Annotated in this window: 24 protein-coding genes; 4 read left to right on the plus strand and 20 right to left on the minus strand. The window is 73.4% G+C overall.

Going from position 1 to position 23308, the window contains the following annotated elements; all coding sequences use genetic code 11:
* Positions 1-116: 116 nt before the first annotated feature.
* Both Sspor_RS11300 and Sspor_RS11305 read left to right on the plus strand, forming a co-directional pair.
* The gene (locus Sspor_RS11300) at positions 117-557 is read left to right on the plus strand and encodes a hypothetical protein (protein ID WP_202198953.1); all 441 of its coding nucleotides are present in this window, start codon (positions 117-119) and stop codon (positions 555-557) included.
* Between the two features lie 89 nt (positions 558-646).
* Entirely contained in the window at positions 647-2533 is a 1887-nt protein-coding gene (locus Sspor_RS11305) for a TerD family protein (RefSeq protein WP_202198954.1), read from the plus strand.
* 31 nt (positions 2534-2564) lie between these two features.
* Here the strand turns inward: Sspor_RS11305 and Sspor_RS11310 are convergent, their stop codons facing one another.
* The 5 genes from Sspor_RS11310 to Sspor_RS11325 all read right to left on the minus strand — a co-directional run bounded on the left by Sspor_RS11310 (position 2565) and on the right by Sspor_RS11325 (position 7455).
* Entirely contained in the window at positions 2565-3941 is a 1377-nt protein-coding gene (locus Sspor_RS11310) for a serine/threonine-protein kinase (protein ID WP_237404291.1), read from the minus strand.
* Positions 3938-4729 carry an FHA domain-containing protein gene (locus tag Sspor_RS40510; protein WP_237403805.1) on the minus strand — a complete coding sequence of 264 codons (792 nt, stop codon included), beginning with the start codon at positions 4727-4729 and terminating at the stop codon, positions 3938-3940. Before Sspor_RS40510 ends, Sspor_RS11310 begins: the two co-directional genes overlap by 4 nt.
* 74 nt (positions 4730-4803) lie before the next feature.
* A complete protein-coding gene (locus tag Sspor_RS11315) occupies positions 4804-5697 on the minus strand; it encodes a peptidoglycan DD-metalloendopeptidase family protein (RefSeq protein WP_202198955.1) in 894 nt (297 codons plus the stop codon).
* 121 nt (positions 5698-5818) lie between these two features.
* Positions 5819-6484: a response regulator gene (locus tag Sspor_RS11320; protein ID WP_202198956.1), complete on the minus strand. Its 666-nt coding sequence runs from the start codon at positions 6482-6484 to the stop codon at positions 5819-5821.
* Positions 6481-7455, minus strand: a complete 975-nt coding sequence (locus Sspor_RS11325) for a HAMP domain-containing sensor histidine kinase (protein WP_202198957.1) — start codon at positions 7453-7455, stop codon at positions 6481-6483. The genes Sspor_RS11320 and Sspor_RS11325 overlap by 4 nt, the downstream gene beginning before the upstream one ends.
* 299 nt (positions 7456-7754) lie before the next feature.
* On the opposite strand from Sspor_RS11325, the gene Sspor_RS11330 reads away from it, so the two are divergent.
* Together Sspor_RS11330 and Sspor_RS11335 are read left to right on the plus strand one after the other, a co-directional pair.
* On the plus strand, positions 7755-8225 hold the full coding sequence (locus tag Sspor_RS11330) for a cation:proton antiporter regulatory subunit (RefSeq protein WP_189745948.1): 471 nt from the start codon (positions 7755-7757) through the stop codon (positions 8223-8225).
* A gap of 6 nt (positions 8226-8231) precedes the next feature.
* Positions 8232-9488, plus strand: coding sequence for a cation:proton antiporter (locus Sspor_RS11335; RefSeq protein ID WP_237403806.1), 1257 nt, complete (start codon positions 8232-8234; stop codon positions 9486-9488).
* Between the two features lie 3 nt (positions 9489-9491).
* Here Sspor_RS11335 and Sspor_RS11340 read toward each other — a convergent pair whose 3' ends face one another.
* The 15 genes from Sspor_RS11340 to Sspor_RS11405 all read right to left on the minus strand — a co-directional run bounded on the left by Sspor_RS11340 (position 9492) and on the right by Sspor_RS11405 (position 23261).
* Positions 9492-9767: a hypothetical protein gene (locus Sspor_RS11340; protein ID WP_202198958.1), complete on the minus strand. Its 276-nt coding sequence runs from the start codon at positions 9765-9767 to the stop codon at positions 9492-9494.
* 234 nt (positions 9768-10001) lie between these two features.
* Positions 10002-11063 (minus strand): hydrogenase expression/formation protein HypE, encoded by a 1062-nt coding sequence (gene hypE / locus Sspor_RS11345; protein ID WP_272934833.1) that lies wholly within the window; start codon positions 11061-11063, stop codon positions 10002-10004.
* Positions 11056-12216 carry a hydrogenase formation protein HypD gene (gene hypD, locus Sspor_RS11350; protein WP_202198959.1) on the minus strand — a complete coding sequence of 387 codons (1161 nt, stop codon included), beginning with the start codon at positions 12214-12216 and terminating at the stop codon, positions 11056-11058. Before hypD ends, hypE begins: the two co-directional genes overlap by 8 nt.
* Complete coding sequence (locus Sspor_RS11355) at positions 12213-12572, minus strand: HypC/HybG/HupF family hydrogenase formation chaperone (protein WP_202198960.1); 360 nt, start codon at positions 12570-12572, stop codon at positions 12213-12215. Before Sspor_RS11355 ends, hypD begins: the two co-directional genes overlap by 4 nt.
* A gap of 35 nt (positions 12573-12607) precedes the next feature.
* A complete protein-coding gene (hypF, locus tag Sspor_RS11360; protein ID WP_202198961.1) occupies positions 12608-14944 on the minus strand; it encodes a carbamoyltransferase HypF in 2337 nt (778 codons plus the stop codon).
* A complete protein-coding gene (gene hypB, locus Sspor_RS11365) occupies positions 14944-15819 on the minus strand; it encodes a hydrogenase nickel incorporation protein HypB (RefSeq protein ID WP_202198962.1) in 876 nt (291 codons plus the stop codon). Before hypB ends, hypF begins: the two co-directional genes overlap by 1 nt.
* A gap of 3 nt (positions 15820-15822) precedes the next feature.
* Entirely contained in the window at positions 15823-16218 is a 396-nt protein-coding gene (locus tag Sspor_RS11370) for a hydrogenase maturation nickel metallochaperone HypA/HybF (RefSeq protein WP_202198964.1), read from the minus strand.
* Between the two features lie 136 nt (positions 16219-16354).
* On the minus strand, positions 16355-16459 hold the full coding sequence (locus Sspor_RS41545; protein ID WP_372499766.1) for a DUF6893 family small protein: 105 nt from the start codon (positions 16457-16459) through the stop codon (positions 16355-16357).
* Complete coding sequence (locus Sspor_RS11375) at positions 16456-17025, minus strand: hydrogenase maturation protease (protein WP_202198965.1); 570 nt, start codon at positions 17023-17025, stop codon at positions 16456-16458. Before Sspor_RS11375 ends, Sspor_RS41545 begins: the two co-directional genes overlap by 4 nt.
* Positions 17022-18446 (minus strand): hypothetical protein, encoded by a 1425-nt coding sequence (locus tag Sspor_RS11380; protein WP_202198967.1) that lies wholly within the window; start codon positions 18444-18446, stop codon positions 17022-17024. The genes Sspor_RS11375 and Sspor_RS11380 overlap by 4 nt, the downstream gene beginning before the upstream one ends.
* A complete protein-coding gene (locus Sspor_RS11385) occupies positions 18443-19156 on the minus strand; it encodes a DUF6084 family protein (protein ID WP_202198968.1) in 714 nt (237 codons plus the stop codon). The genes Sspor_RS11380 and Sspor_RS11385 overlap by 4 nt, the downstream gene beginning before the upstream one ends.
* Positions 19153-19833: a DUF5947 family protein gene (locus Sspor_RS11390; protein ID WP_237403807.1), complete on the minus strand. Its 681-nt coding sequence runs from the start codon at positions 19831-19833 to the stop codon at positions 19153-19155. The genes Sspor_RS11385 and Sspor_RS11390 overlap by 4 nt, the downstream gene beginning before the upstream one ends.
* Positions 19830-20360, minus strand: a complete 531-nt coding sequence (locus Sspor_RS11395; RefSeq protein WP_202198970.1) for a NifU-related iron-sulfur-binding protein — start codon at positions 20358-20360, stop codon at positions 19830-19832. Before Sspor_RS11395 ends, Sspor_RS11390 begins: the two co-directional genes overlap by 4 nt.
* Positions 20357-22141, minus strand: a complete 1785-nt coding sequence (locus Sspor_RS11400; RefSeq protein WP_202198972.1) for a nickel-dependent hydrogenase large subunit — start codon at positions 22139-22141, stop codon at positions 20357-20359. Before Sspor_RS11400 ends, Sspor_RS11395 begins: the two co-directional genes overlap by 4 nt.
* Positions 22142-22205: 64 nt before the next feature.
* Positions 22206-23261, minus strand: a complete 1056-nt coding sequence (locus Sspor_RS11405) for an NADH-quinone oxidoreductase subunit B family protein (protein ID WP_202198974.1) — start codon at positions 23259-23261, stop codon at positions 22206-22208.
* Between the last annotated feature and the right edge of the window lie 47 nt (positions 23262-23308).

The raw sequence follows: 23308 nt of genomic DNA on the forward strand, positions 1-23308 counted from the left end.
CCCGGGAGGGACGGCGGCCCGGGGCGCGGACGCGCGGCCGGGTGCGATCATCTTCTCCGAGCAGGTGGCGCCCGGAACGCAGTCCGCGTCGTCCACCCGGAACCGGATGGGTACTGATGACCGCCACCGCACCTTCCCCCGCCCCGGGCGAGGGCACCGCGCGCCCGCGTGCCGCCACGTTCGGCACCGTGACGGCGGCGCTGGCGGTGCCGCTGCTGATCGTGGCCGGTGCGGCGACCTCCCTGCACACGCAGGAGATCGAGTCCGACTGGGCCGAACGGCAGCGGAAGGCCTGCCGGGCCCTGCCCTTCCCGATGGCGGAGTACGCCGCCGGGTGGGCGGGGGCACTCCTCGGCGTGGCGGCGGTGGCGGTGTGCGTGCTGCTCGCGCGGCGGCTGCGCCGCCGGTACGGCCTGCGGCTCGGGGAGAGCTGGCCGGGGCTGCTCGCCGGCACCACCGTGTGGTTCAGCGTCCTCGCGATCCCGATGGAGCTGATCCAGCTGTACGTCGTCCACGCGGCCGCCGCGTCGGGGATCAACCTCGGCGACGGGTGTTAGCCGTCACCGCCACGGGCCCTTCCCGAATGAACGGGATAAACGGCCATTCAGGTTGAATCGGCGACAACGTCCGGCCGATCATTGCCCGCATGACTACCGGATCCGCGGCGCTCGACGTCTCACGCCTGCCCGACCACGCGCACGACTGGGCCCTGGTGGACGTCGAGACGTCCGGACTGATCGCACGGCGCGACCGGATCCTCTCGATCGCGGTGCTGACCTTCGGGGCGGACGGTGCGCCGGCCGGGGAGTTCACCACCCTGGTGAACCCCGGCTGTGATCCGGGCCCCGTCCACATTCACGGGCTCACCGCGGAACGGCTGCGCGGCGCTCCCACCTTCGACCAGGTCGCGGGGCGGATCGGCGCACTCCTGCAGGACCGGGTCCTGGTGGCCCACAACGCGCAGTTCGACTACGACTTCCTGGCCCACGAGTTCGCCCGCGCCCGGCTCCACCTCCCCGTCGCCCGGCGCCTGTGCACCCTGGCCTTGAACCGGCGTGTGGAGCCGCCCACCGCCGACTACAGCCTTGCCTCGCTGGCCGCTCACTACGGCGTGACGCAGACCAGGGCCCATGACGCGCTCGACGACACCCGCGTCCTCGCGGGAATCTTCCGCGCCTCCCTCTCCGAAGCCCTACGGCTGGACCTCCCGCTCCCCCTGGTCCCCTGCCCACCCCGGCAGGACCCGCGGTTCGCACCGAATCCGCCGAAGACCCCGTGCGCCTACCGGAACCCGGGCCGGCTGAAGCCCGGCGGTCCGCTCGTCCAGGGGATGAAGATCGCCGTGACGGGCGAGACGGACGTCGCCCGGGCCGAGCTGGTCGCCCGGTCGGTCGCGAGCGGCCTGAACGTGATGACGTCGGTCAGCCGTCACACCAGCGTCCTCGTCAGCAACGACGCGAACGCGCTCTCGGCGAAGGCCCGGCGCGCGATCGCCGAAGGCGTCACCGTCCTCGACGAGCACACGTTCCTCACCCTGCTGGCGGACGTGCGTCCCGGAACACCCCACGAGAAGCAGGGGTCGCGGGCACCCGTAGCCGCACAGCCTCCTGCCACCGTGCCCACGGCGCCCCGGCCCGCTGCGCCCCAGCCCGTCAGCGCACCCGCCGCCGACGTGCCCGCCGCCGACGTGCCCGCCGCCGGCGTGACCGTGCCCCGGCAGGCCGGGTCCGTGGCCACCCCCAAGCCGTTCGGCCGTCGAAGGGTCCTGGTGCTGGGCGGCTCCCACGAAGAGGCGGCCGCCTCCCGGGCCCGTGTCGTGGAGTTGGGCGGGGCCGCCGCGATCAACCTCTCGGCGAGCGTCACCGACATCGTGCTCCTGCCCGGTGGCGAGGGCGATCGCCGCATGGCCCGTATCACCTCGCTGGGGCTGCCGGTCCGCGAACCCGCATGGCTCGGGGCACCGGCCCCCGAGCCGGTCGGCGCCCACCCCGGCGGGGACGCGTCCACCGAGGTCCTCCCCCGCGGCGGGGTCCTCGACCTCCCTGCCCTCCCCACGGCCGGCCGCTGGCACGTCGGTGCCTCCTGGGCACGGCAGACGGACTGCGAGATCGACATGGTCGCCTTCGTCCTCGACGAGGACGAACAGGTCTCCTGCGACGAGGACTTCGTCTTCTACGGCGCGCCCGAGAGTCCCGACGGAACCGTCCGGCTCCTCTGCGACGGCCCGACCGAGCAGACGATCACCGTCGACCTCGGCTCGCTGCCCCCCGCCGCCCACAGGATCGTGATCGCCGCCGCCATCGACGGCGCCGCCACCTTCGGAGACGTCGGGGCCCTTCAGATCACCGTCACACCGGGCAGTGACGCGCAGGCCGCGGCGCAGGCCGCCCTCGACGGCACCACCAGCGAACGGACCCTTCTGCTCGCCGAGATCTACCGCCGGGGCCCGCGGTGGCGTTTCCGCGCCGTCGGGCAGGGCTACGACCACGGCCTTGAGGCACTCGTTCGCGGGTACGGCATCGAGGTCGCATAGCCCGGCGGGGCGTCCACCCGGGGCACGGCCCTCAGCAGTTCGGGACCCAGACGTGGGAGCGCGGCCGGACCTGACCGCTCAGGTTGGCCCGCGTCCGCACCTTCACGCAGCCCAGCGGCTCCTGCTGCGCGGGCCGGCCGTAGTAGAGGACGTCGACCTTCGTCGCCCCCTCGGTGACGTCGAACCCGTTGTTGAAGACGGAACGGGGCGCGCTGCGTGCCGTCCACGGGCAGGGGGCCGGGCCCTCGATCCAGTCGGCGCCGCCGTCGACCCAGGAGCACATCTCACCCCGGCCGTCCTCCTCCGAGAAGAAGCAGACCGCCCCGCGCCAGCACCGGTCGTATCCCAGCGCCGTTCCCGGGTCCCCGAGGTGGAACAGGCCCGAGCCCCATACGGCGCCCAGCCCCGCGAGCGCCGCCGCGCCGGCCGCGATCAGGGCGGCGCGGCGGCGCCGTCGCGGTCCGGGAACCCGCGGGCTCGGCGGGGCCTGCGGGTCGGGCGCCCGGTCGGCGGCCGCCGCCTCCACCCGGCACAGCAGCGACGCCGCGGTGTGCGCGGCCCGGTCCTCGTGGCTTCGGGCCAGGCAGTCGCGGACGATGCCGTGCCAGCGCTCCGGAAGTCCGGGCGACAGCCGCAGTTCCTCCTCGCCCCTGGCGTAGCGCAGCGCGGCGTCCCGGCGGGCGGCGGCGGTACGGCCGGGCAGGGGCAGCGCGCCGGTCAGGACCACATGGGCCAGTACGCCGAAGGCCCAGATGTCGGCCGTCGGGCGGATCTTCGTACCGCGTTCGCCGACCTCCGACCAGAGCAGGTCCGGCGGGGTGTAGTCGGGCGTGGCGAACGCCGGTGAGTAGGCGTGGGTGCCCTCCAGCTCCGCGGCCATGTTGAAGTCGCCCAGCCGTGCCGTGCCGTCGGCCATCAGCAGGACGTTGCCCGGCTTGAGGTCGCCGTGCACCCAGCCCGCGCGGTGCAGTTGGTCGAGGCCCTCGCAGACCTGCGCGAGCAGGGCGGGCCCGGTCCGCGGCACTCCGTCGGCCAGCAGGGCGTCCAGGGAGCCCCGTGCCTCCTCCAGGACGAGGACGGTGGCGCCGTCGAGTTCGGGCCGGCCGGGGTCGTCGACCGTGAGCACCTCGTACATCCGGATGAGCCGGGGTGTGCGCACGCGGCGCAGTACCTCGGTCTCGCGCTCGGCGAGCTCGCGCAGGTGCCGCAGTTGGCGCGGGGTACGGGTGCCGGTCGGCAGGACCTTGAGCGCGGCCCGGGCGGGCAGGTCCGGGTCGGGGACGGCGCGCCGGGCCGCGTACACGCTGCCGAAGGCGCCGGCCCCCAGCAGGTGTCCGACGATCCAGGGGCCGACGCGGTAGCCGGCCGGGACGGTGAGCGCGCCGGCGTCCCCGGCTCTCCCGGTCAGCGGGCGGTACCGGTCGGGGCGGCCGGCAGGGCCGCCAGGTCCTGCTCGCGGACGAGGTCGAAGCGCAGGGCCAGCGAGACCAGGGTCTCCTTCTTGCCGACCAGCCGCGGCCCCGGATCCACCGTGTCGGGGCCGGGCTTGAGGCGCAGTTTGACCGCGAGGTAGTCGATGTTCCACTGCACGGCGGCGCGGTTGGCCGCGGGCCAGGACGGTTTCAGCCGTTCGACGACCTGCTCGACGGTGGGCAGGGGTGCGTGCGGTTCGCCGCGCAGCCTCGGCTCGCAGAGTGCGGTGAGGACCAGGAAGTACCGGCTGGAGGGGTCGAGCGGGAAGGGGAGTGCGGTCGGCTCCCCGTCGGGCTCGCCCGTGCCGTCGCGGTCGGCGTAGTCGTGGCGCGGCGCCCAGACGTCCAGGGTGAGCAGTTCGGAGCCGGCGGGCAGGACGAGCCGCGAGAATTCGAACGGAACGGGTGCGTCCAGCCGGCCGGGGGCGATCTTGATGTGCTCCCCCGCGCCTTCGGGGTTCTCGACCACGTACGTCGCCGAGCGGGAGAAGTTGCTGAGCGACCAGTACGTGGCCGTGGCCGTGATCTCCCCCGCCGAACGCGAGACGCCGGCGTGGGGGACGTGCAGGGTGTGCGGGATGTGCGGGGTGTGCGGGTCACCGGTGTCGCGGGCGCTGCCGTGACGGACGGGTTCACGGCCCAGCCGGAGGGTCTGCCCCGGTGCCAGGCGGATCTGTCCGGCCGGGGACATGCCGGGCCCCGGAACCACGATGATGCTGTTCACGCTGCTTCCTTCCCCGAAGGTGCAGGGGAAGGTTAGCCAGCGGAATCAATCGTTCCCGCAACGATGGCCTGTCTTCAGCACTCTCCCCGCCACTGGAAGCGCTCGATGGTCCGGCCCCCGGCGGGCAGGTTCCCGCGTCCCTCGTCCCAGCCCCGGTGCAGGCAGGCACTTCCTCCCTCCCGGAAGTACACCTGGACGTGGTCGTAACCGGGCTGCGGTGTGCCGTTGTTGAAGAAGGATGCGCGCTGCCCGCACGTGCTGCGGGGCTCGTCGCCGGCGGACCGGCAGACGGTGCCCGTGCCGTCGGCCCCCGAGTAGAAGCAGACGTAGCCGGGCGGGCAGTCCCGCCAGGCGGGCGGCGGTGTGCCGGTGCAGTTGCGGCTGGTGACGCTCGGCCATTCCTTCGCGGCTCCCGCGTACTCGACCCCGTCGAAGTGGGCCGGGACGCGGTGGCTCTCGTCGGTGAAGTCGCCCGAGGCCAGGTAGCGCTGCTCGTAGTGCAGGTGGGACCAGTCCGAGGCGCCCGAGGTGCCGATCCGGCCGATCTGCGTGGACGGCTGGACGGCGTCGCCCTTCTTGACGTAGGTCGCCGGATCGTCCTTCAGGTGGTAGTAGGCCGTGAACCAGCCGTTGCCGTGGCTGATCTGGATGGTGTTGCCCGAGCCGTCGGTCCAGTACGTGGCGGACACCGTGCCGGCGGCGGACGGCAGGACGGGCAGGCCGTCGGAGCCGGTGTTCCGCTCCACCACGATGTCCAGGGCGGGGTTGTGGCCCCATGTGTTCAACTGCCAGTTGGTCCCGCACGGGAACGGCAGCTGGAACAGCGGCTTCGCCGCGGCGGAGGCCGGCACGGGAACTGGATCAGTGGCCGAGGCCGAGGCCGAGGCGGGCGCGGGCGCACCCCCCAGCACCAGTCCCGCCAGGCACATCAGCACCACCACCCGCAGCCTGCTCACATACCGCAGCACGTCTTCCCCTCCCGGGCCCTGTGGACGGCGCCCGGACGGGCGGTCCCCCGCGTCATGCTGGGGCCGGGCCCCGGGCGGCACCACCTCGTAGCTACGAGGACGGGGTGCGGGCCGCGAGATGCTAGGGCTCGATGAGCCCGACCCGGATCGCGTACCGGGTCAGCTCCAGCCGGTCGCGCATCCCGAGCTTCTGCAGCAGGTTGGCCCGGTGGCGCTCCACGGTCTTGGCGCTGATGACGAGGAGGTCGCCGATCTCCTTCGAGGAGTGGCCTTCCGCGACGAGCTTGAGGATCTCCTCCTCGCGCTCGGTGATCGCCCGGGCGGGCAGCGGATCGCCCTGGCGGGCGCGGTCCAGGTAGTTGCGGATGAGGGTGGTCTCGGCGCCGGGATAGATGAACGGCTCGTCCCGGATCGCCGCCCGGCACGCCTCGACCAGGTCGCGGTCGGCGACCGACTTGGGGACGTAGCCGGCTGCCCCGGCCTTGAGCGCCTCGAAGAAGTACTGCTCGTTGTCGTACATGGTCAGGATGAGGATCCGCAGCTCCGGCCGCAGCCTGGAGAGTTCCCGTGCGGCCTGCAGTCCGGTCATGCGGGGCATCGCCACGTCGAGGACGGCGAGGTCCACCTCTCCGGTACGGGCCAGGGCGACGGCCTCGGCTCCGTCGCCGGCCTCGGCGACCACCGTCAGGTCCGGCTCGGCGTCGAGGATGAGCCGGACCCCGCGCCGTACGAGGGCGTGGTCGTCGGCGAGCAGGACGCGGGTCGGCGCCCGTTCCGGGGTGGTCAAGGGGTCCCCTCCGTGGCCGCGGCGGCGGCCGTGTCGACGGCGGGTACGTCCAGCCGTACGTCGGTGCCGCCCTGCGGGCCGCTCCCGATGGTGAGGTCCGCGCCGATCAGCAGGGCGCGTTCCCGCATGCCCTGGATCCCCGCTCCCTCGGCGGCGGGGCCGATGCCCTTGCCGTCGTCGCGTACCAGCAGCCGGACCGCCCCGCCGGGCCGGGCCGACAGGTGCACCCCGACCTCGCTCGCGCCCGCGTGCCGGGCGGCGTTGGTCAGGGCCTCCTGGGCGACCCGGTAGACGACCAGCTCGGCCGCTTCGTCGAGCGGGGGCACGTGGGGGCCGATGACATGACGCACGGTCAGCGAACCGCTGGTGAACTCGGCCGTCAGCGCGCGCACGGCACTGTGCAGCCCGAGCTCCTCCAGTACTCCCGGGCGCAGCCTGCGGGCGATGCGGCGGATCTCGTCCAGGCTGGTGCGGGTCGTCTCCTGCACCTGGCGGAGCTCCTCCCGCAAGGGGGCCGGGGCGCGGTCGGCGGCGTGCTTGAGCTGGAGCAGGACCGCGGTGAGGGTCTGGCCGACCTCGTCGTGGAGTTCCTGGGCGATGCGCCGCCGTTCGGCTTCCTGCGCGGAGAGGGCGCGGGCGCTGCTGCCGGCCCGTTCGGCCTCCAGCCGGCCCAGCATGGCGTTGAAGGAGGTGGTCAGCTCGGCCACTTCGGCGGGGCCCTCCACCTGTGCCCGGCCGCCGGGGCGCAGCAGGTCGACCGCGCTCATCGCGCGGGTCAGCCGGCCGAGCGGTCCCAGACCGATCCGCAGCAGGACGGCGTTGGCGATCAGCATGGCGGCCAGCCCGGCGAGCAGGACCACGGCCTCCCCGAAGAGGACCGGGGTGGAGACGGTGACCGGGCCGAGCAGCAGCAGGACGGCGGTGACGAGGACGGCCGCGTTGAGCAGGAAGATCCGCCAGTACAGCGACACGGGCGTCCCTCCGCTCGTTCCGGGGTCCGCCGCTCCGGCGGACCGCTCACTTCCACTATCCCCGCCGACAGGTGCCCGCACCTGCGGTGACCTGCGGTGGGAACGGTGTCCCCGCTTCAGACTGTCGTGCGCCGGGGGCCTTGTCCATCCGTGCCGACACCCATATCCCGCCCCCTGTGCGAGGTGGCACCATGAGCCCCCGCGCAGCAGCCGGAACCGGCATCCGCCAGGGACTGCGCCTGCGCCGCACCACAGCCGAACACGAAGCAAGGGGGGACAGAGCCGTGCCCGCTCCACGGATGAGCACCACGCCGCTGCCCGGCATCGGGGTCCAGTACGACCTCACCACCCGCGAGAGGCGCCACCTGTCGGTGATCGCCCACCGCGACGGCACCCGTACGGTGAACGTGTACCGCGCGGACGATCCCGACGCGTGCGCCCAGTCCCTGCACCTGTCCGGGGCGGAGACCACCTCGCTGATCGATGCCCTGATGCCCGCTCACCACAGCCCCAACCTGCTGCACACCACCGACCTCGGGCTGGTCGCGGAACGCATCGAGCTGTCGGCGCACTCGTACTGGAACGGCCGGCTGCTGGGGGAGACCCGGATGCGGACGGAGACCGGGGTCTCGATCGTGGCGGTCCTGAGGCGGGCCGAGGCCCGGCCCTCCCCCGCGCCCGATTTCCGCCTCGCCGGCGGGGACACGCTCATCGTGATCGGCACCCGCGAGGGCGTCGACGCGGCCGCCTCCATACTCGGACGGGAGTGATCGCCTGTGCACTCCGCCGTCTTCCTGATCGAGTTCGGTGCGATCATCCTGGGCCTGGGTCTGCTGGGCAGACTCGCCGGGCGCTTGCGTTTCTCCCCGATACCCCTGTACCTGCTGGCGGGTCTCGCCTTCGGCACGGGCGGACTGCTGCCCATGGGCGCGAGCGAGGAGTTCGTGGCGATCGGCGCCGAGATCGGCGTCATCCTGCTGCTGCTGATGCTGGGTCTGGAGTACACGGCCACCGACCTGGTCTCCAATCTCAAGACCCAGTACCCGGCCGGGCTGGTCGACTTCACCCTCAACGCCGTACCGGGCGCGGTAGCCGCGCTGCTGATGGGCTGGGGGCCGGTGGCGGCCGTGGTCCTGGCGGGGGTCACCTGGATCTCCTCCTCCGGCGTCATCGCCAAGGTGATGGGGGACCTCGGGCGGCTCGGCAACCGCGAGACCCCGGTCGTCCTCAGCGTCCTGGTCCTCGAAGACCTGGCCATGGCCGTCTACCTGCCCATCGTCACCGCCCTGCTGGCCGGGGTCGGTCTCGCGGCGGGCAGCCTCACCCTGGCGATCGCCCTCGGTGTGGCGGGCGCGGTGCTGTTCGTCGCCGTCCGCTACGGCCGGCTCATCTCCCGGTTCGTCTCCAGTGACGACCCGGAGAAGCTGCTGCTGGTCGTCCTCGGTCTGACCCTGCTGGTCGCGGGCATCGCCCAGCAGTTGCAGGTCTCCGCCGCGGTCGGCGCGTTCCTGGTCGGGATCGCCCTGTCCGGTGAGGTGGCCGAGGGTACGCACACCCTGCTCAGCCCGCTCCGGGACCTGTTCGCCGCGGTGTTCTTCGTCTTCTTCGGCCTGCACACCGACCCGGCGAGCATTCCGCCCGTGCTGGTGCCCGCGCTCGCGCTCGCCCTGGTCACGGCGGGCACGAAGATCGCCACCGGGTACTGGGCCGCGAAGCGCGCCGGAGTCGGCGTCAAGGGCCGCTGGCGGGCCGGGGGCACGCTCGTGGCGCGCGGCGAATTCTCCATCGTCATCGCCGGTCTCGCGGTCACCGCGGGCATCGAGCCGGCCCTCGGGCCGCTGGCCACCGCCTACGTGCTGATCCTGGTGGTGATCGGTCCGCTCACCGCCCGCTACACCGAGCCCCTGGCCGCGTGGTGCACCGGGCGCCGTTCCGCGGGCGCCTCGCCGCTCGCCGCCGTACCGCCGCCCGTGAGGTCGCCGGAGGCCGCCGCGCGGACGGCCCCCGACCAGGATCCCGCCGGGCGTCCGTAGCGGTCAGGGCGGTGCCATCGGCTTGGCCCGGCGGGGCGTACGGGGCTCCGCGCCCAGGCGGTTGACCGCCAGCGCGGCCACGACCAGGCCGGCCGCGAGGACGAGCCCGTTGGGCAGGGTGGCCCCGGCCACCGCGGCCCAGAGCCCCAGGGCCACGGCCAGCCAGGCGCCCGCCCTGCGGTAGGGGCGCGGCCGGGGCCCGGTCCGCGGCCGGGGCACGGCCGAAGCCCCGGTGCCGACTCCGGGACGGCCGGTCCCCGCATCGTCGGATCGCGGCATGGCCCCGCTCCTTTCCATCGACCGGGCGAGGGCGCGGGTGGTTCCACGCCGACGCCGCGGGGGCGCAAGGGGTGTTCATCGTCCGGGGCGTGTCCGGGAAGCGGCGGCGCCGTGGGCCCGGGGCCGGGCGGGGCGTCTCCCGGCGGTGGCCGGGAAGGGACGTCGCGGACACCTCGAGCATGGCCCGGCCGGCCGGCCCCGCGCATCGGGGCCGGCACCCATCCTGCGCACCGGTCAGCAGATGCGCGGCAGCTGCTCCCCGATCGGCAGGTCGACCACGCGGGTGCCGCCGAGGGCGGTGCGCGCCACGACCAGGCCCGGGTGGGCGTCGACGGCCTCGCCGATCACCGCCGCGTGGCGGCCCAGCGGATGGGCGCGCATGGCGTCGAGGACGGCGTCGGCGTGCTCGCGGGGCACGAAGGCGACCAGCTTGCCCTCGTTGGCCACGTAGAGCGGGTCGAGTCCGAGGATCGCGCAGGCGTTCGCGACGGCCGCGGGCACCGGGACGCGGCCCTCGTGGATGACGACACCGGTGCCCGAGGCGGCCGCGATCTCGTTCAGGGAGGCCGCCAGGCCTCCCCGGGTGGGGTCGCGCAGGACGTGGAGGTCCGGGGTGACCGCGAGCATGCTCCGTACGAGGCCGCCCAGGGCCGCGCAGTCGCTCTGGATGTCGACGCCGAATTCGAGCCCCTCGCGGACGCTCATGATCGCCACTCCGTGGAGGCCGATCTCTCCGCTGACGATGACGACGTCACCCGGTACGACGCGCTGCGGGCGCAGGTCCACCCCGTCGGGGATGATCCCGATGCCGGCGGTGTTGAGGTAGATGCCGTCACCGTGGCCCGCCTCCACGACCTTGGTGTCGCCGGTCGCCACCTCCACACCGGCCGCCCGCGCGGCCGCGCCCATGGCCTCGGCCACGCGCGCCACGACCGACATCTCGACGCCCTCCTCCAGGATGAACCCGCAGGAGAGGTAGGCGGCTTCGGCCCCGCTCATGGCCAGGTCGTTGACCGTGCCGTTGACGGCGAGGTCGCCGATGGAGCCGCCGGGGAAGAACAGCGGCCGCACCACGTAGGAATCGGTGGAGAAGGCCAGCCGGACCCCGCCCAGGGAGACGGCCGCCGAGTCCCCGAGCTGGGCGAGCACGTCACCGCCGAAGGCGGGGGCGAACAGGTGCTGGACCAGCTCGGCGGAGAGCGCGCCCCCACCGCCGTGGCCCATGACCACCCGGGGGCGGTCGCGCAGCGGGGCCGGGCAGGTCCAGCCGGTGATGTCGAGTGCGGTGTCAGACAACGGGGCTCGCCTCCAGCGGGGCGCTCGCGGCGGTCTTGGCGGTCTTGGCGGCGGGCACGGTCCCCAGTTCCAGCCGCCGGTAGAGGTAGTACGCGGCGCAGGCGCCCTCGCTGGAGACCATCGTGGCGCCGAGCGGGCTGCGCGGGGTGCACAGCGTGCCGAAGGCCTCGCACTCGTGGGGTTTCAGCAGCCCCTGGAGCACCTCGCCGCTGCGGCACTCGGCCGGCTCCCGGGTGTTGATCCCGCTGACCGAGAAGCGGTGTTCGGCGTCGAAGTCCCGGTAGCGGGCGGACAGCCGCCAGCCGCTGTCGGGGATGACACCGATGCCCCGCCAGGCCCGGTCGGTCACCTCGAAGACGTCCTCCAGCATGGCGAGGGCGGCCGGGTTGCCCTCGGGGCGCACGGCGCGCGCGTAGGCGTTGTCGACGGTGTGCTCGCCGCGCTCCAGCTGCCGTACGGCCCGGCGCACGCCCTCCAGGATGTCGAGCGGCTCGAAGCCGGTCACCACGATCGGCACCCGGTGGCGCGCGGCCAGTTCGGGGTACTCGCGCACCCCCATCACGCTGCAGACGTGCCCGGCGGCGAGGAAGCCCTGGACCCGGCAGCTGGGCGACCTCATGATCGCCTCGATCGCCGGGGGCACCCGGACGTGGGAGACGAGCATGCTGAAGTTGGGGATGCCCAGCTTCTTCGCCTGGTGGACCGTCATGGCGTTGGGCGGCGCGGTGGTCTCGAAGCCGATGCCGAAGAAGACCACCTGGCGCTTCGGGTTCTCCTGGGCGATCCGCAGGGCGTCGAGCGGGGAGTAGACCACGCGTACGTCGCCGCCCTCGCTGCGCACCTGGAACAGGTCACGGCCGGTCCCCGGCACGCGGAGCATGTCCCCGAAGGAGCAGAAGACGACATCGGGCCGGGAGGCGATCTCCAGCGCCTTGTCGATGACCTCCAGCGGGGTGACGCACACCGGACAGCCCGGGCCGTGAATCAACTCGACCTGTTCGGGCAGGAGTTGATCGATTCCGTGCCGGATGATGGTGTGGGTCTGGCCTCCGCAGACCTCCATCAGGGCCCAGGGCCGGGTCACGGTGGCGTGGATGTCGTCCAGCAGCCGGCGGGCGAGGTCGGGGTCCTGGAACTCCTCGATGTACTTCACGGCTGGACTTCCTCCTGCGGTGCGGCGAGCGCGGGCGCGGGCGCGGGGTCGGAATCGGGATCGTCGGTGAAGGGCCAGGGATCGCCGCCGACCGCGGCGGCCTGCTCCCACGGGTCCCCGAACTCCTCCTGGAGCATGCCGAGCTGCGCGAACAGTTCGAGCGTCTGCTTGGCCGACTCCTCGTCGAGGCGCTGGAGGGCGAAGCCCACGTGGACGATGGCGTACTCGCCCACCTGGAGGTCGGGCAGGTACTCCAGGCACACCTCCTTCTGCACACCGCCGAAGTCGACGGTGGCCATGCGGGTGCCGTCCTTCTCCCCGATGTCGAGCACTCTGCCGGGCACCGCCAGGCACATGGGTTTCTCCTTGCTGTGGGTGGAGTCAGGGACTGTCAGGGGGTGCGCGGGCGCTCGTGCGACGCGGCGGCCACCATCAGCTGGCCGAGGGCCAGCCCGCCGTCGTTCGGGGGGACCCGGCCGTGCCGCAGGACGGTGAATCCGGCGGCGCCGAGGCGCCGGGCGCAGGCGGAGGAGAGCAGGGTGTTGGCGAAGACCCCGCCGGTCAGGGCGACGGTGTCCAGGCCGTGCCGCTCGCGCGCGAGCGCGCAGAGCGTGGCGACGAGTGCGGCGACGGAGGTGTGGAAGCGGGCGGCGATCAGCGCCGGGTCCGCGCCGGCCCGGACGTCGGCCACGACGGCGGCGAGTACGGGCGCGGGATCCGCGGTGAGCGGCCCGCCGCCCGGGCCGCCCGCCGCGCGGAGGCCGAAGGCGTAGCCGGGTCCGGGATCGGCTTCGCCCGCGGCGAGGGCCGCGCCCTCCAGCTCGATGGCGGCCTGCGCCTCGTAGCCGGCCAGGTGGCAGATGCCGGCCAGGGAGGAGACGGCGTCGAAGAGGCGGCCCATGCTGGAGGTCGGGACACAGTTCAGTCCGCGCTCCAACTGCCGCTCCAGCAGTGTCAGTTCGCCTGGCGGGCAGGCGGCGGTGCAGGGCAGGTCCGGGGTCCGTCCGATGCCCGCGGCCCGCAGATGGGACAGCGCCATGCGGTACGGGCGGTGCACGGCCGCGTCACCGCCGGGCAGTGGGACGTAGGCGAGGTGGGCGAACCGGGTGAACCCCGCGTAGTCGGCGAGGAGGACCTCGCCGCCCCAGACGGCGCCGTCGTCGCCGTAGCCGGTGCCGTCGAAGGCGACCCCGATCACCGGGCGGCCGGGACCCCGGCCGTGCTCCGCCATCGCGGAGGCGATGTGCGCGTGGTGGTGCTGGACCCGGACGAGCGGCCGGGCGCCCGCGGTGCGCTCCGCCCACCGGGTGGAGCGGTAGCCGGGGTGCCGGTCGACGGCGAGGAGCACGGGGGCGACGCCGGTGATGGACTCCAGCTGCCGCTCGGCGCCTTCGAGGGCGTACTGCGTGGCGAGGTCGTCCATGTCGCCGATGTGGGCGGACAGCCAGGCCTGGCGCCCTTCGCCGAGGCAGAAGGTGTTCTTCAGGTCCCCGCCCGCGGCGAGCGTCGCGGGGACCGGCACCGGCAGGGTCAGCGGGAGCGGGGCGTACCCGCGCGAGCGGCGTACGGTCAGCGTCTCGCCGTCGCACACCCGCACCACGGAGTCGTCGCACGGCACGTGGATGGGGCGGTCGTGCGTGAGCCAGCCGTCGGCGAGGCCGGCGAGCCGCTCCAGGGCCTCGTCGTCGTCGGTGACGATGGGCTCCCCCGCGAGGTTCCCGCTGGTCATGACGAGCAGCCGGGGCCCCGGCGGGTCCCCGGGCAGGCCGAGCAGCAGGTGGTGGACGGGGGTGTACGGGAGCATCACGCCGAGGTCGGGACAGCCGGGGGCGACCCCGTCGGGGCCGCCCGTACCGGCGCGTCGGCGCAGCAGCACGATGGGCCGTGCGCCGCCGGTGAGGAGGGCCCGTTCCTCGGGGCCGATGCGCGCGAACCGCTCGACGTCGGCGAGGTCCCGGGCCATCAGGGCGAAGGGCTTGTCCCCGCGCGCCTTGCGCCGGCGCAGCTCGGCCACCGCGCCCGCGTCGGTGGCGTCGCAGGCCAGGTGGTAGCCGCCCAGGCCCTTGACGGCGAGGATCGCCCCGGCGGCCAGGAGGCGCCGGGCTCCGGCCACCGGGTCGGCGCCGGCGCGCTCGCGGGGCGGCTGTCCGGTGAGCAGTCTGAGGCGGGGGCCGCAGGCCGGGCAGGCGACCGGCTGGGCGTGGAAGCGGCGGTCGGCCGGGTCCTCGTACTCGCGGGCGCAGTCGGGGCACAGGGGGAAGCGGGCCATGGTGGTGTGGGCGCGGTCGTACGGCAGCCCGGTGACGATGGTGAACCGCGGCCCGCAGTGGGTGCAGGTGATGAAGGGGTGCCGGTGGCGGCGGTCGGCCGGGTCGGCCAGTTCGGTGAGGCAGTCGGCGCAGGTGGCGACGTCCGGGGAGACGAGCGTGCGGGCGGGGCCGCCGGTCCGGGAGGCGATGATGGTGAATCCGGTGCCGCCCGCGACGGGGACCTCCCAGTGGTCGACGGCGTCGACGACGGCCAGCGGCGGCGCGTCCGCGGCGAGCCGTTCGCAGAACCGCACCACCGCCGCCGGGGCGCCCTCGACCTCCGCGACGACGCCCTCGGGGGTGTTGGTGACGTGCCCGGCCAGGCCCAGCCCGGTGGCGCGGGTGTAGACGTAGGGCCGGAAGCCGACGCCCTGGACCACCCCCCGGACGGTGATCCGGCGCCGCTGCACCGCCTCCATCAGCGGGTCTGCGCGACCGTGTGGACGTGCGGGTGATCGTGATCGTGATCGCGGTCGCGGTCGCGGTCCAGGTCGAGATCGAGGTCCTCGTCGTGATCGTGATCACGGTCGTGCTCGTGCTCGTGCGCGTGGTCGTGCGCGTGGTCGTGCGCGTGGCCGTGGTCGTGTGTGTGGCCCTGCTCGTGCTGCCGGCGGGCCATCACCGGCGTGTGCGTCCCCGTCCCCGCCCCGGCCGCCAGCGCCCGGTCGAGCAGGACGCCCAGGCCCTCACCCGCCCGCGCCGAGGTGAGTACCACCTCCACACCCGGGTTGACCTGCTCGACGTTGGCGCGGAAGGCGGCCTCGTCGAACTCGACGGCCCGCGCGATGTCGGTCTTGGTGACCACGACCAGCTGGGCCAGTCCGAAGGCGGTCGGATACTTCAGCGGCTTGTCCTCGCCCTCGGTCACCGAGGCGAGCACCACCCGCAGCGACTCCCCCAGGTCGTAGCCGGCCGGGCAGACCAGGTTGCCGACGTTCTCCACGAAGAGCAGCCGGGTGTCGCCGGGCAGCCAGCCGTCCAGGTGGCGGCCGAGCATCGCGGCCTCCAGGTGGCACAGCCCGTCGGTGAGGACCTGCTTGACCGGTACGCCCGAACGGGCCAGCCGCAGCGCGTCGTTCTCGGTGGCCAGGTCGGCCGTGAGCGCGGCCACGGGCACGCCCCGTTCCCGCGCGAGGAGCAGTTCGCGCTCCAGCAGCGCCGTCTTGCCGCTGCCGGGGCTGGAGAGCAGGTTGACCACCGTCGTACCGCGGGCGGTGAGTTCGGTGCGCAGGACCTGGGCGGCTTCGTCGTTCTTGGCGAGCACCGCCTGCCGCAGATCGACCACTCGGCACATGGTTCAGGCCTCCTCGGGAATCGGTTCGCGGGTACGGGCGCCGGCGGGGCCGTCTTCCCAGCGCACGCTGAGGATCTCCAGCTCACGGCCCGACAGCAGTTCCACCTCGGTGGCTCTGCCGCATCCGGCGCAGCACAGTTCGGGGGGCATTCCCACCGCCCAGGTGCCGGGGCAGGACCCGCAGCGGGCGCGGGCCGTCACGGACTCCGTGACGAGTTCGGCGCCTTCGAGGAGCGTTCCGGCACAGGCCAGTTCGAAACAGAAGGCCAGGGCGTCGGGGACCACCCCGGCCAGCTCACCGACCCGCAGCCGTACGGAGGTGACGGCCTGTGCGCCGCCCGCCCGGGCGGCCTCTTCCACCTGGCCCACGACGGCCATGGCGATCGACATCTCGTGCATCGGACTCCGTCCTGCCGGGGCTCATTGAACCGGCGGGACGGAGTCCGTGCGGTCGGCACGCCGGTGCGCGGCGCGCCCGTACGCCATTCGGGCGCCCGTGTCCGCACCCGCGTCCACGGCCGCGCCCGCGGCGGTGTCACATCCGGCGCATGCGCAGGTAGCGCCGGAGGTCGGGGAGGACCTGCAGCAGGACGGCGGTGAGGGCGGCGGCCACGGCCCCGCCGACGAAGGCCTTCTTCATGGGGTTCTCCTCAGTTCGCGGCGGGGCCGGCCGGTTTCGTCGCCGGTCCGGCCGTGGATCAGGTCCAGGGCCGTGCGTACGGCCTCCGGTACGGCGGCGGCCACGGGTGCGCTCAGTCCGATGCCCTCCTCGACACCGGCCGGTTCGCAGCCGAGCACCAGCGTGCGCCGCGGCGGGGTGGCGCCCGTCCCGGCGCACAGGGTGTCCAGCAGTGCGAGGACGGCGTCGGGGGACATGTGGTGGCCGTCGAGGACGGGCGTGGGTGCTGCCTCGGTGCCGGCGCCGGCACCGGCACCGGCACCGGCACCGGCGTCGGCATCCGCGTCGGCCTCGATGAGGTAGAGCGTGCCCGGCTCGCCTCCGCGTGCGGTGGCGTCCACCAGCAGGAGCGTGTCGTAGCCGTCGAGGAGCTGGTAGGCCAGGTGGACGCCGCGTACGCCGAAGTCCACCACCTCGACCCCGTCGGGCAGGGGGTGCTCGGCCAGCGCCCGCACGGTCTCGACGCCGAAGCCGTCGTCGCCGAGGAAGACGTTGCCGATGCCCGCGACGAGGACCCGGTCGTTCACGCGTCCTCCAGGGGGGTGACCTCGTCGGGCTGGAAGTAGAGGAACCTGCCCTGTTCCCGGCGGATGTCCGCACCCGGGTCGTCCTCCACGGTGACGGCGAGGTGCACTCCCCCGTCGACGTCGTGCAGCACGGCCTCGACCAGCGCGGTGCGGCCCTGGAGGAACAGGTCCTGGGCGTCGGTGCGGCGCAGTCCGGGGCGCAGCCGGACTCGGCTGCCGGGGCCCACCGAGGCTCCGTCGACCGTGATCCGGTCGCGGGCCGGGTCGGCGGTGTCCGTCCGGGCCGGGTCCCACCAGGGCGTGTCCGGCCTGAAGACCACGTCCTCGGCGGGGAGTTCCGCGAGGAGCGGAGGCTGCTCGGGGCCGGTGACCTCCCGCAGGGCGCGTACGGCGCCGTGCAGCCGCTCCAGCACCTCGGGGGGCATGGAGTCGGCGAGGTCGATCACGGCGGCCGCCCGGGGGTCCGTGCCGCGTGCCTCGCGCTTCTCCTGCTCGGTCAGGGCGGCCGTGCGCAGGGCGAGGATCTCGTCGATCTCGGTGGCGTCGTACATGGCGCCCGCGCTCTCGGGGGCGATGGCCGGATGGTCCTCCAGGATGATCGGGGAGGACAGCACCACGTCGGCGCGGCCGGGTTCACCCGCGAGCACCGGCCACGTGTGGCGGTTCTCGCAGGCGGCCACCGCCTCCCTGGCCCACTCGGGCGGGTCGGTCATGGACAGGAAGGATCCCGGGTCCAGGCCCAGCAGGAGATGGGCGGCGACCAGCGAGTGGGGCAGGGCGGCCTCGCGGTCGACGGCTCCGGACCCGGGGGGCGGGGCCCACGGGCTGGTGTTCTCCACCACCGCGCGGAGTCTGAACACCCGGTAGGCGCCGGGCAGTTCGACGGCGCGCAACCGCAGCACGCCCTCAATCTCCTCGGTACGGCGCACCAGGCGGCCCACGGTGCGCCCGTCCGCGTCCTGGACGGGTTCGGTGTCGACGCGGGCGGGGCGGCGGAAGGGGAAGGTGACGCCGTCGTCGCCCAGCAGCTCGGCGACGGGGACGCTCACCTCCACCCGCTCCTCGGCTCCCTCGTCCCAGGGCACCAGTACCCGGTCGGCCAGGTGCAGCTCGGCGACCTCGGTGAAACCGCCGCCGTCCGCGGCCTGTTCGACCGTACGCCGCTGCGCGTGCAGGAAGCGCAGCTCCAGGGCGAGGTCCGCCGCGCCCCGCGGTTCCATCAGGATCTCGGTCTGCTGGAAGACGTGCTCCTCGTGCGCGCGGCCCCATGCCGGGGGCACGAGGACGCCGAACTGCCAGCGCAGGCGGTTCTTCGCGGCCGAGGCCCGGTACGGGTAGAGCACGTACCCCTCCAGCAGGACCGCGTCGGCGACCTGCCGGGCGGCCTCGAAGCGGGGGTGGGCGGTGGTCGTCGTGGTCACGGGGCCGCCCTCTCGGTGAGGCGCGGCAGGATGGCCCCCAGCCGGACGGGCCCGGCACCGTCCCCGGGCGGGGGCGGCTGCGGCGGGGCGGCCGCGTCCAGCAGGGCCCGTACGGTCGCCTCCCACGAGGCGAGCGCGTGGCGGGAGCGGAAGGCGAGCAGCTCGTCCATGGTGTCGCGGGGCAGCCGGAGCCAGCCGCAGCCGGGGAAGTGCTGTTCGACCATCTCGCGCCAGACGGCCACGGGCATCCGGTACGCGGCTTCGCGGTCCCACGGGACGGGCTCGACGCGGAAGCCGGAGTCGCCGGTGAAGGCGGTGCCGGAGAACAGCATCAGCAGCGGTACCTCGCCTTCCGTCAGGGCTTCGAAGTACCGGGTGGCGCCGATGTCCATGTCGTAGGTGCAGGGCACGACCAGGTCGGTCTCGGTCTCGCCGGTGAAGCTCGGGACCATGACGGAGACCTGGGCGAACTGCACGGGCTGGAGGGTGTTGCCCCAGCGGGAGCGCTCGCCGAACAGGTCGGCGAGTCCTTCCGCCTCGGCCGGGCCGTAGCCGCGCCGGGCCGGTTCGATGCGGATCTGGCAGCGCAGGGCGATGGCGTGCACCCGGGCGCCCCCGGCCGCGGTGATCCGCAGCCGGAAGACGAGGGTCGGACCGGCGGCGAAGGCGTCGGCGCGGACCCCGGTGCAGGTGAAGGCGAATTCCGTCATCGGATCCCGTCCCTCCCGTCCTCCTGCGCCGTCGGGGGCAGGGCCCTGGCCCGCCGTTCCACCTGCTCGAAGAAGGTCTTCAGTGCGGCCCGGGCCTCGGACCCGCCGTCGAAGCCCTGCCACAGCAGCCGCATCCGCCCCACCAGCTCGTAGCAGATGTCGATCGGCACCAGATAGCAGTCGGTGCGGCCCTCCGAGCGGCGCAGCAGCAGCGCCTCGACGTCGGGTTCCAGGAGCGTGGACAGCCGGCCGGCGCCCAGGACGGTCTGCCAGGTCTCGGGGTCGAGTTCGCTCTCGGTGGCTCCGGCCGGACTCGGGTAGAGGGCGACCAGCCGGTCGAGGGCGGCGTTGCGGAAGAAGAACGCGACGCCGACCGGGATCTGGAGGAGTTCCCACGCGCCCTCGTCGAGCCGGTGTGCCGGGTCGGTGAGGTAGCGGTCCGGTACGGCCCGCATCCGTCCGGTGCCGGCGCCGGGCCGGTCGAAGAGCAGGGCGCAGGCGGTGCAGGCGCAGATCAGCGCACGCTGCTCGGTCTGCACCAGGTGGCGGTGGCCGTCCTGGGGCACGGCGACCCCGCACAGTTCGCAGGTCTCGGGCCGGGGCGGGCGCGGGCCCGCGAACCGGCGCAGCCCGCGCGGGGCGCGCGGGCCGTCGTGCAGGAGCCCGGGCCCGCTCACGGCACCCGCGCCGGGCTCGGGGGCCGGGTGCCGATCTGCAGGAGGGCGGGAGCGGGGGCCGCGGCGGGCTCCCGCTCCACGCTCGTCACCTCGGGGGCGAAGCAGGCGAGGGTGTCCTCCAGCGTCCGCGCGGCGCCGCCCTGGCCGCCGGAGCCCGAGCCGCAGCCGCAGCCGGTGGAGGCGGCGGGGCGCAGCCGCAGGACGCCGGTGTCCGCGTCGAAGCCGAGCAGTTCCACCGGTTCGCCGTGGGCGGCCAGGGCGCGGCCGATGCGGGTGTGCACGTCCTCGGGGTGCAGGCCGTGCAGGGAGAGCAGGCTCGCCACGAGTTCGTCGTCGTAGACGGGCTTGAGCGGCCCGGCCCCGACCTTCTCGACGATGCGGGCGAGCCCGGTGCCGTAGAAGTCCATGAGGACGCGCACCAGTTCCTCCGCCGCCGCGCAGGCGGCGCGGTCGCCGGTGGCGGCGAGCCGGTCGAGGACCTCCTCGACCCGGCGCCCGGCCTCGGGGCCGTCGATCGCGGCCCTCATCCGCCCAGTCCGCTCAGGCCGGTGGGCACGTGCATCGTCTTGACCGTCTTGCCGCCGCCGACGTACATGTGGACGCCGCAGGGCAGACAGGGGTCGAAGCTGCGGACCGCGCGCATGATGTCGATGCCCTTGAAGTTCTCCGGGCTGTTCTCCTCGAAGATCGGGGTGTTCTGCACCGCGTCCTCGTAGGGGCCGGGCGTGCCGAAGGTGTCGCGGGTGCTGGCGTTCCACGGGGTCGGCGGGTACGGGTGGTAGTTGGCGATCTTCCCGTCGCGGATCACCATGTGGTGGGACAGGACGCCGCGTACGGCCTCGGTGAAGCCGACACCCAGCCCCTCGTCCGGGACCTCGAACTTCTCCCAGGTCTGGGTGCGTCCGGCGCGGACCTCGGCGAGGCCCTTCTCGGCGCAGTGCAGGGCGATGGCGGCCGCGTAGGCCTGGAAGTAGGTGCGCGCGCGGTTGCGTTCCAGCGCGTTGCTCCACTTCGGGATCTTCCACTCGAAGCGGGTCTCGGGCTTGGTCATCGTGCGCGGCAGGGTGATCACGACGCTGTGACCGGTGGCCTGCACGTAGTCGGTGTGGACCAGGCCCGACAGGGCGGTGGACCACAGGCGGGCGATGGGGCCGCCGCCGGTGTCCAGGGCCAGGTGGTCCTTGCCGTCGAACCAGCGCGGCGACATGACCCAGCTGTACTTGTCGTCGAAGTTCCGCTTCTGCGGGGCCGGGATGGTGTGCTGGTTCCACGGGTGGCGCGGGTCGACCGGGTTGCCGAGCGGGTCGTGGGTGACGAACTGCTCCTGGCCCTGCCAGTCGTCGTAGTACGAGCTGCCGAGCAGGATGCGGATGCCGAGGTTGATCTCGGTGAGGTCGTTGGTGACCAGCTTGCCGTCCACCACCACGCCCGGGGTGACGAACATCTTCCGTCCCCAGTCGGTCATGTTGGCGTAGGTGAAGTCGCAGTACTCGGGGTCGTTGAGGGCGCCCCAGCAGCCGAGGAGGACACGCCGGCGGCCGACCTCCTCGTACCCGGGCAGGGCCGCGTAGAAGAAGTCGAACAGGTCGTCGTGGAGCGGGACGACCTTCTTCATGAACTCGCAGTACCGCATGAGGCGGCTCATGTAGTCCGTGAAGAGCTGGACGGAGGCGATGGTGCCGACGCCGCCCGGGTAGAGGGTGGAGGGGTGCACGTGGCGGCCCTCCATCAGGCAGAACATCTCGCGCGTGTAGCGGGAGACCTGGAGCGCCTCGCGGTAGAACTCGCCCTCGATGGGGTTGAGGGAGCGCATGATGTCGGCGATGGTCTTGTAGCCGTGCTCGCCGGCGTGCGGGGCGGGGGTGCGCTCGGCGAGCTCCAGGACGCCCGGGTTGGTCTCGCGGACCATCTTCTCGCAGTAGTCGACCCCGACCAGGTTCTCCTGGAAGATGTTGTGGTCGAACATGTACTCCGCGGACTCGCCGAGGTTGATGATCCACTCGGCGAGGTGGGGCGGCTTCACCCCGTAGGCCATGTTCTGCGCGTACACCGAGCAGGTGGCGTGGTTGTCACCGCAGATGCCGCAGATGCGGCTGGTGATGAAGTGCGCGTCGCGGGGGTCCTTGCCGCGCATGAAGACGCTGTAGCCGCGGAAGACCGACGAGGTGCTGTAGCACTCCGCGACCCGCTTCTGCTTGAAGTCGATCTTCGTGTGGATTCCGAGACTGCCCACGATCCGGGTGATCGGATCCCAGGCCATCTCCACCAGGCCGCTGCCGTCTGCGGCCGCCTTCGTCTTCGGTGTCATCGTTTCTGCCGTGACCCTTCTTCGGTGCGGGGAGCGGGGTTGGGGGGGTGCTTCCGGGGTGCCGTCACCACGGCGGGCGGTAGCCCGTGGTCAGGGCGCGGCCGGTCTGCCTCCACTTGGGTTCCTCGTCCACGGTGTGGGCGGTGACCGACCGGAGCCTGCGGATCAGCGCGCCGTACGCGCCGCTCGCCTTCGTGGAGACCTTGGCGCCGGGGGGTTCGTCCATGAACGGCATGAACTTGTCGGGGAAGCCGGGCATCGTGCAGGCGATGCAGATGCCGCCGACGTTGGGGCAGCCGCCGATGCCGTTCATCCAGCCGCGCTTGGGGACGTTGCACTTGACCACGGGGCCCCAGCAGCCGAGCTTGACCAGGCAGAGCGGGGAGTCGTAGGTCTCGGCGAACTGGCCCTGCTCGTAGTAGCCGGCGCGGTCGCAGCCCTCGTGGACGGTGGCCCCGAAGAGCCAGGTCGGGCGCAGCTTGTCGTCGAGGGGGATCATCGGGGCGGATCCGGCCGCCTGGTAGAGCAGGTAGGTCAGGGTCTCCGAGAAGTTGTCCGGCTGGATCGGGCAGCCCGGCACGCACACGATCGGGATGCCGGCCTTCGAGGTCCAGTCCCAGCCCAGGTAGTCGGGCACGCCCATGGCGCCGGTCGGGTTGCCCTCCATCGCGTGGATGCCGCCGTACGTGGCGCAGGTGCCGATGGCGACGACCGCGAGGGCTTTGGGGGCGAGGCGGTCGATCCACTCGCTGGTGGTGATGGGCTGTCCGGTCTCCGGGTCGTCGCCGAAGCCGCACCAGTAGCCCTCGGGCTTGATCTTCTCGTTCGGGATCGACCCCTCGACCACCAGGACGAAGGGATCGATCTCGCCCCGCTCGCCCTTGAAGAACCACTCGATGAACGTGTCGGCGCCGCCGACCGGGCCGCACTCGAAGTCGATCAGCGGCCAGTGGACGGCGATCTTCGGCAGACCGGGCAGCACGCCGGTCACGATCTCCTCGATGCTCGGCTGCATCGCGGCCGTCAGGGACACGGAGTCGCCGTCGCAGCTCAGACCCGCGTTGATCCAGAGAATGTGGATCAGCGGGTCCTCGACCGATTCCTTAGTCGCAGTGGCCATGGGACGGCTCCTCTGGGAGGTGATCGGGAAGGGGCGGAGGAGGCGGC

The sequence above is a fragment of the Streptomyces spororaveus genome (assembly GCF_016755875.1).
GTDB lineage: Bacteria > Actinomycetota > Actinomycetes > Streptomycetales > Streptomycetaceae > Streptomyces > Streptomyces spororaveus.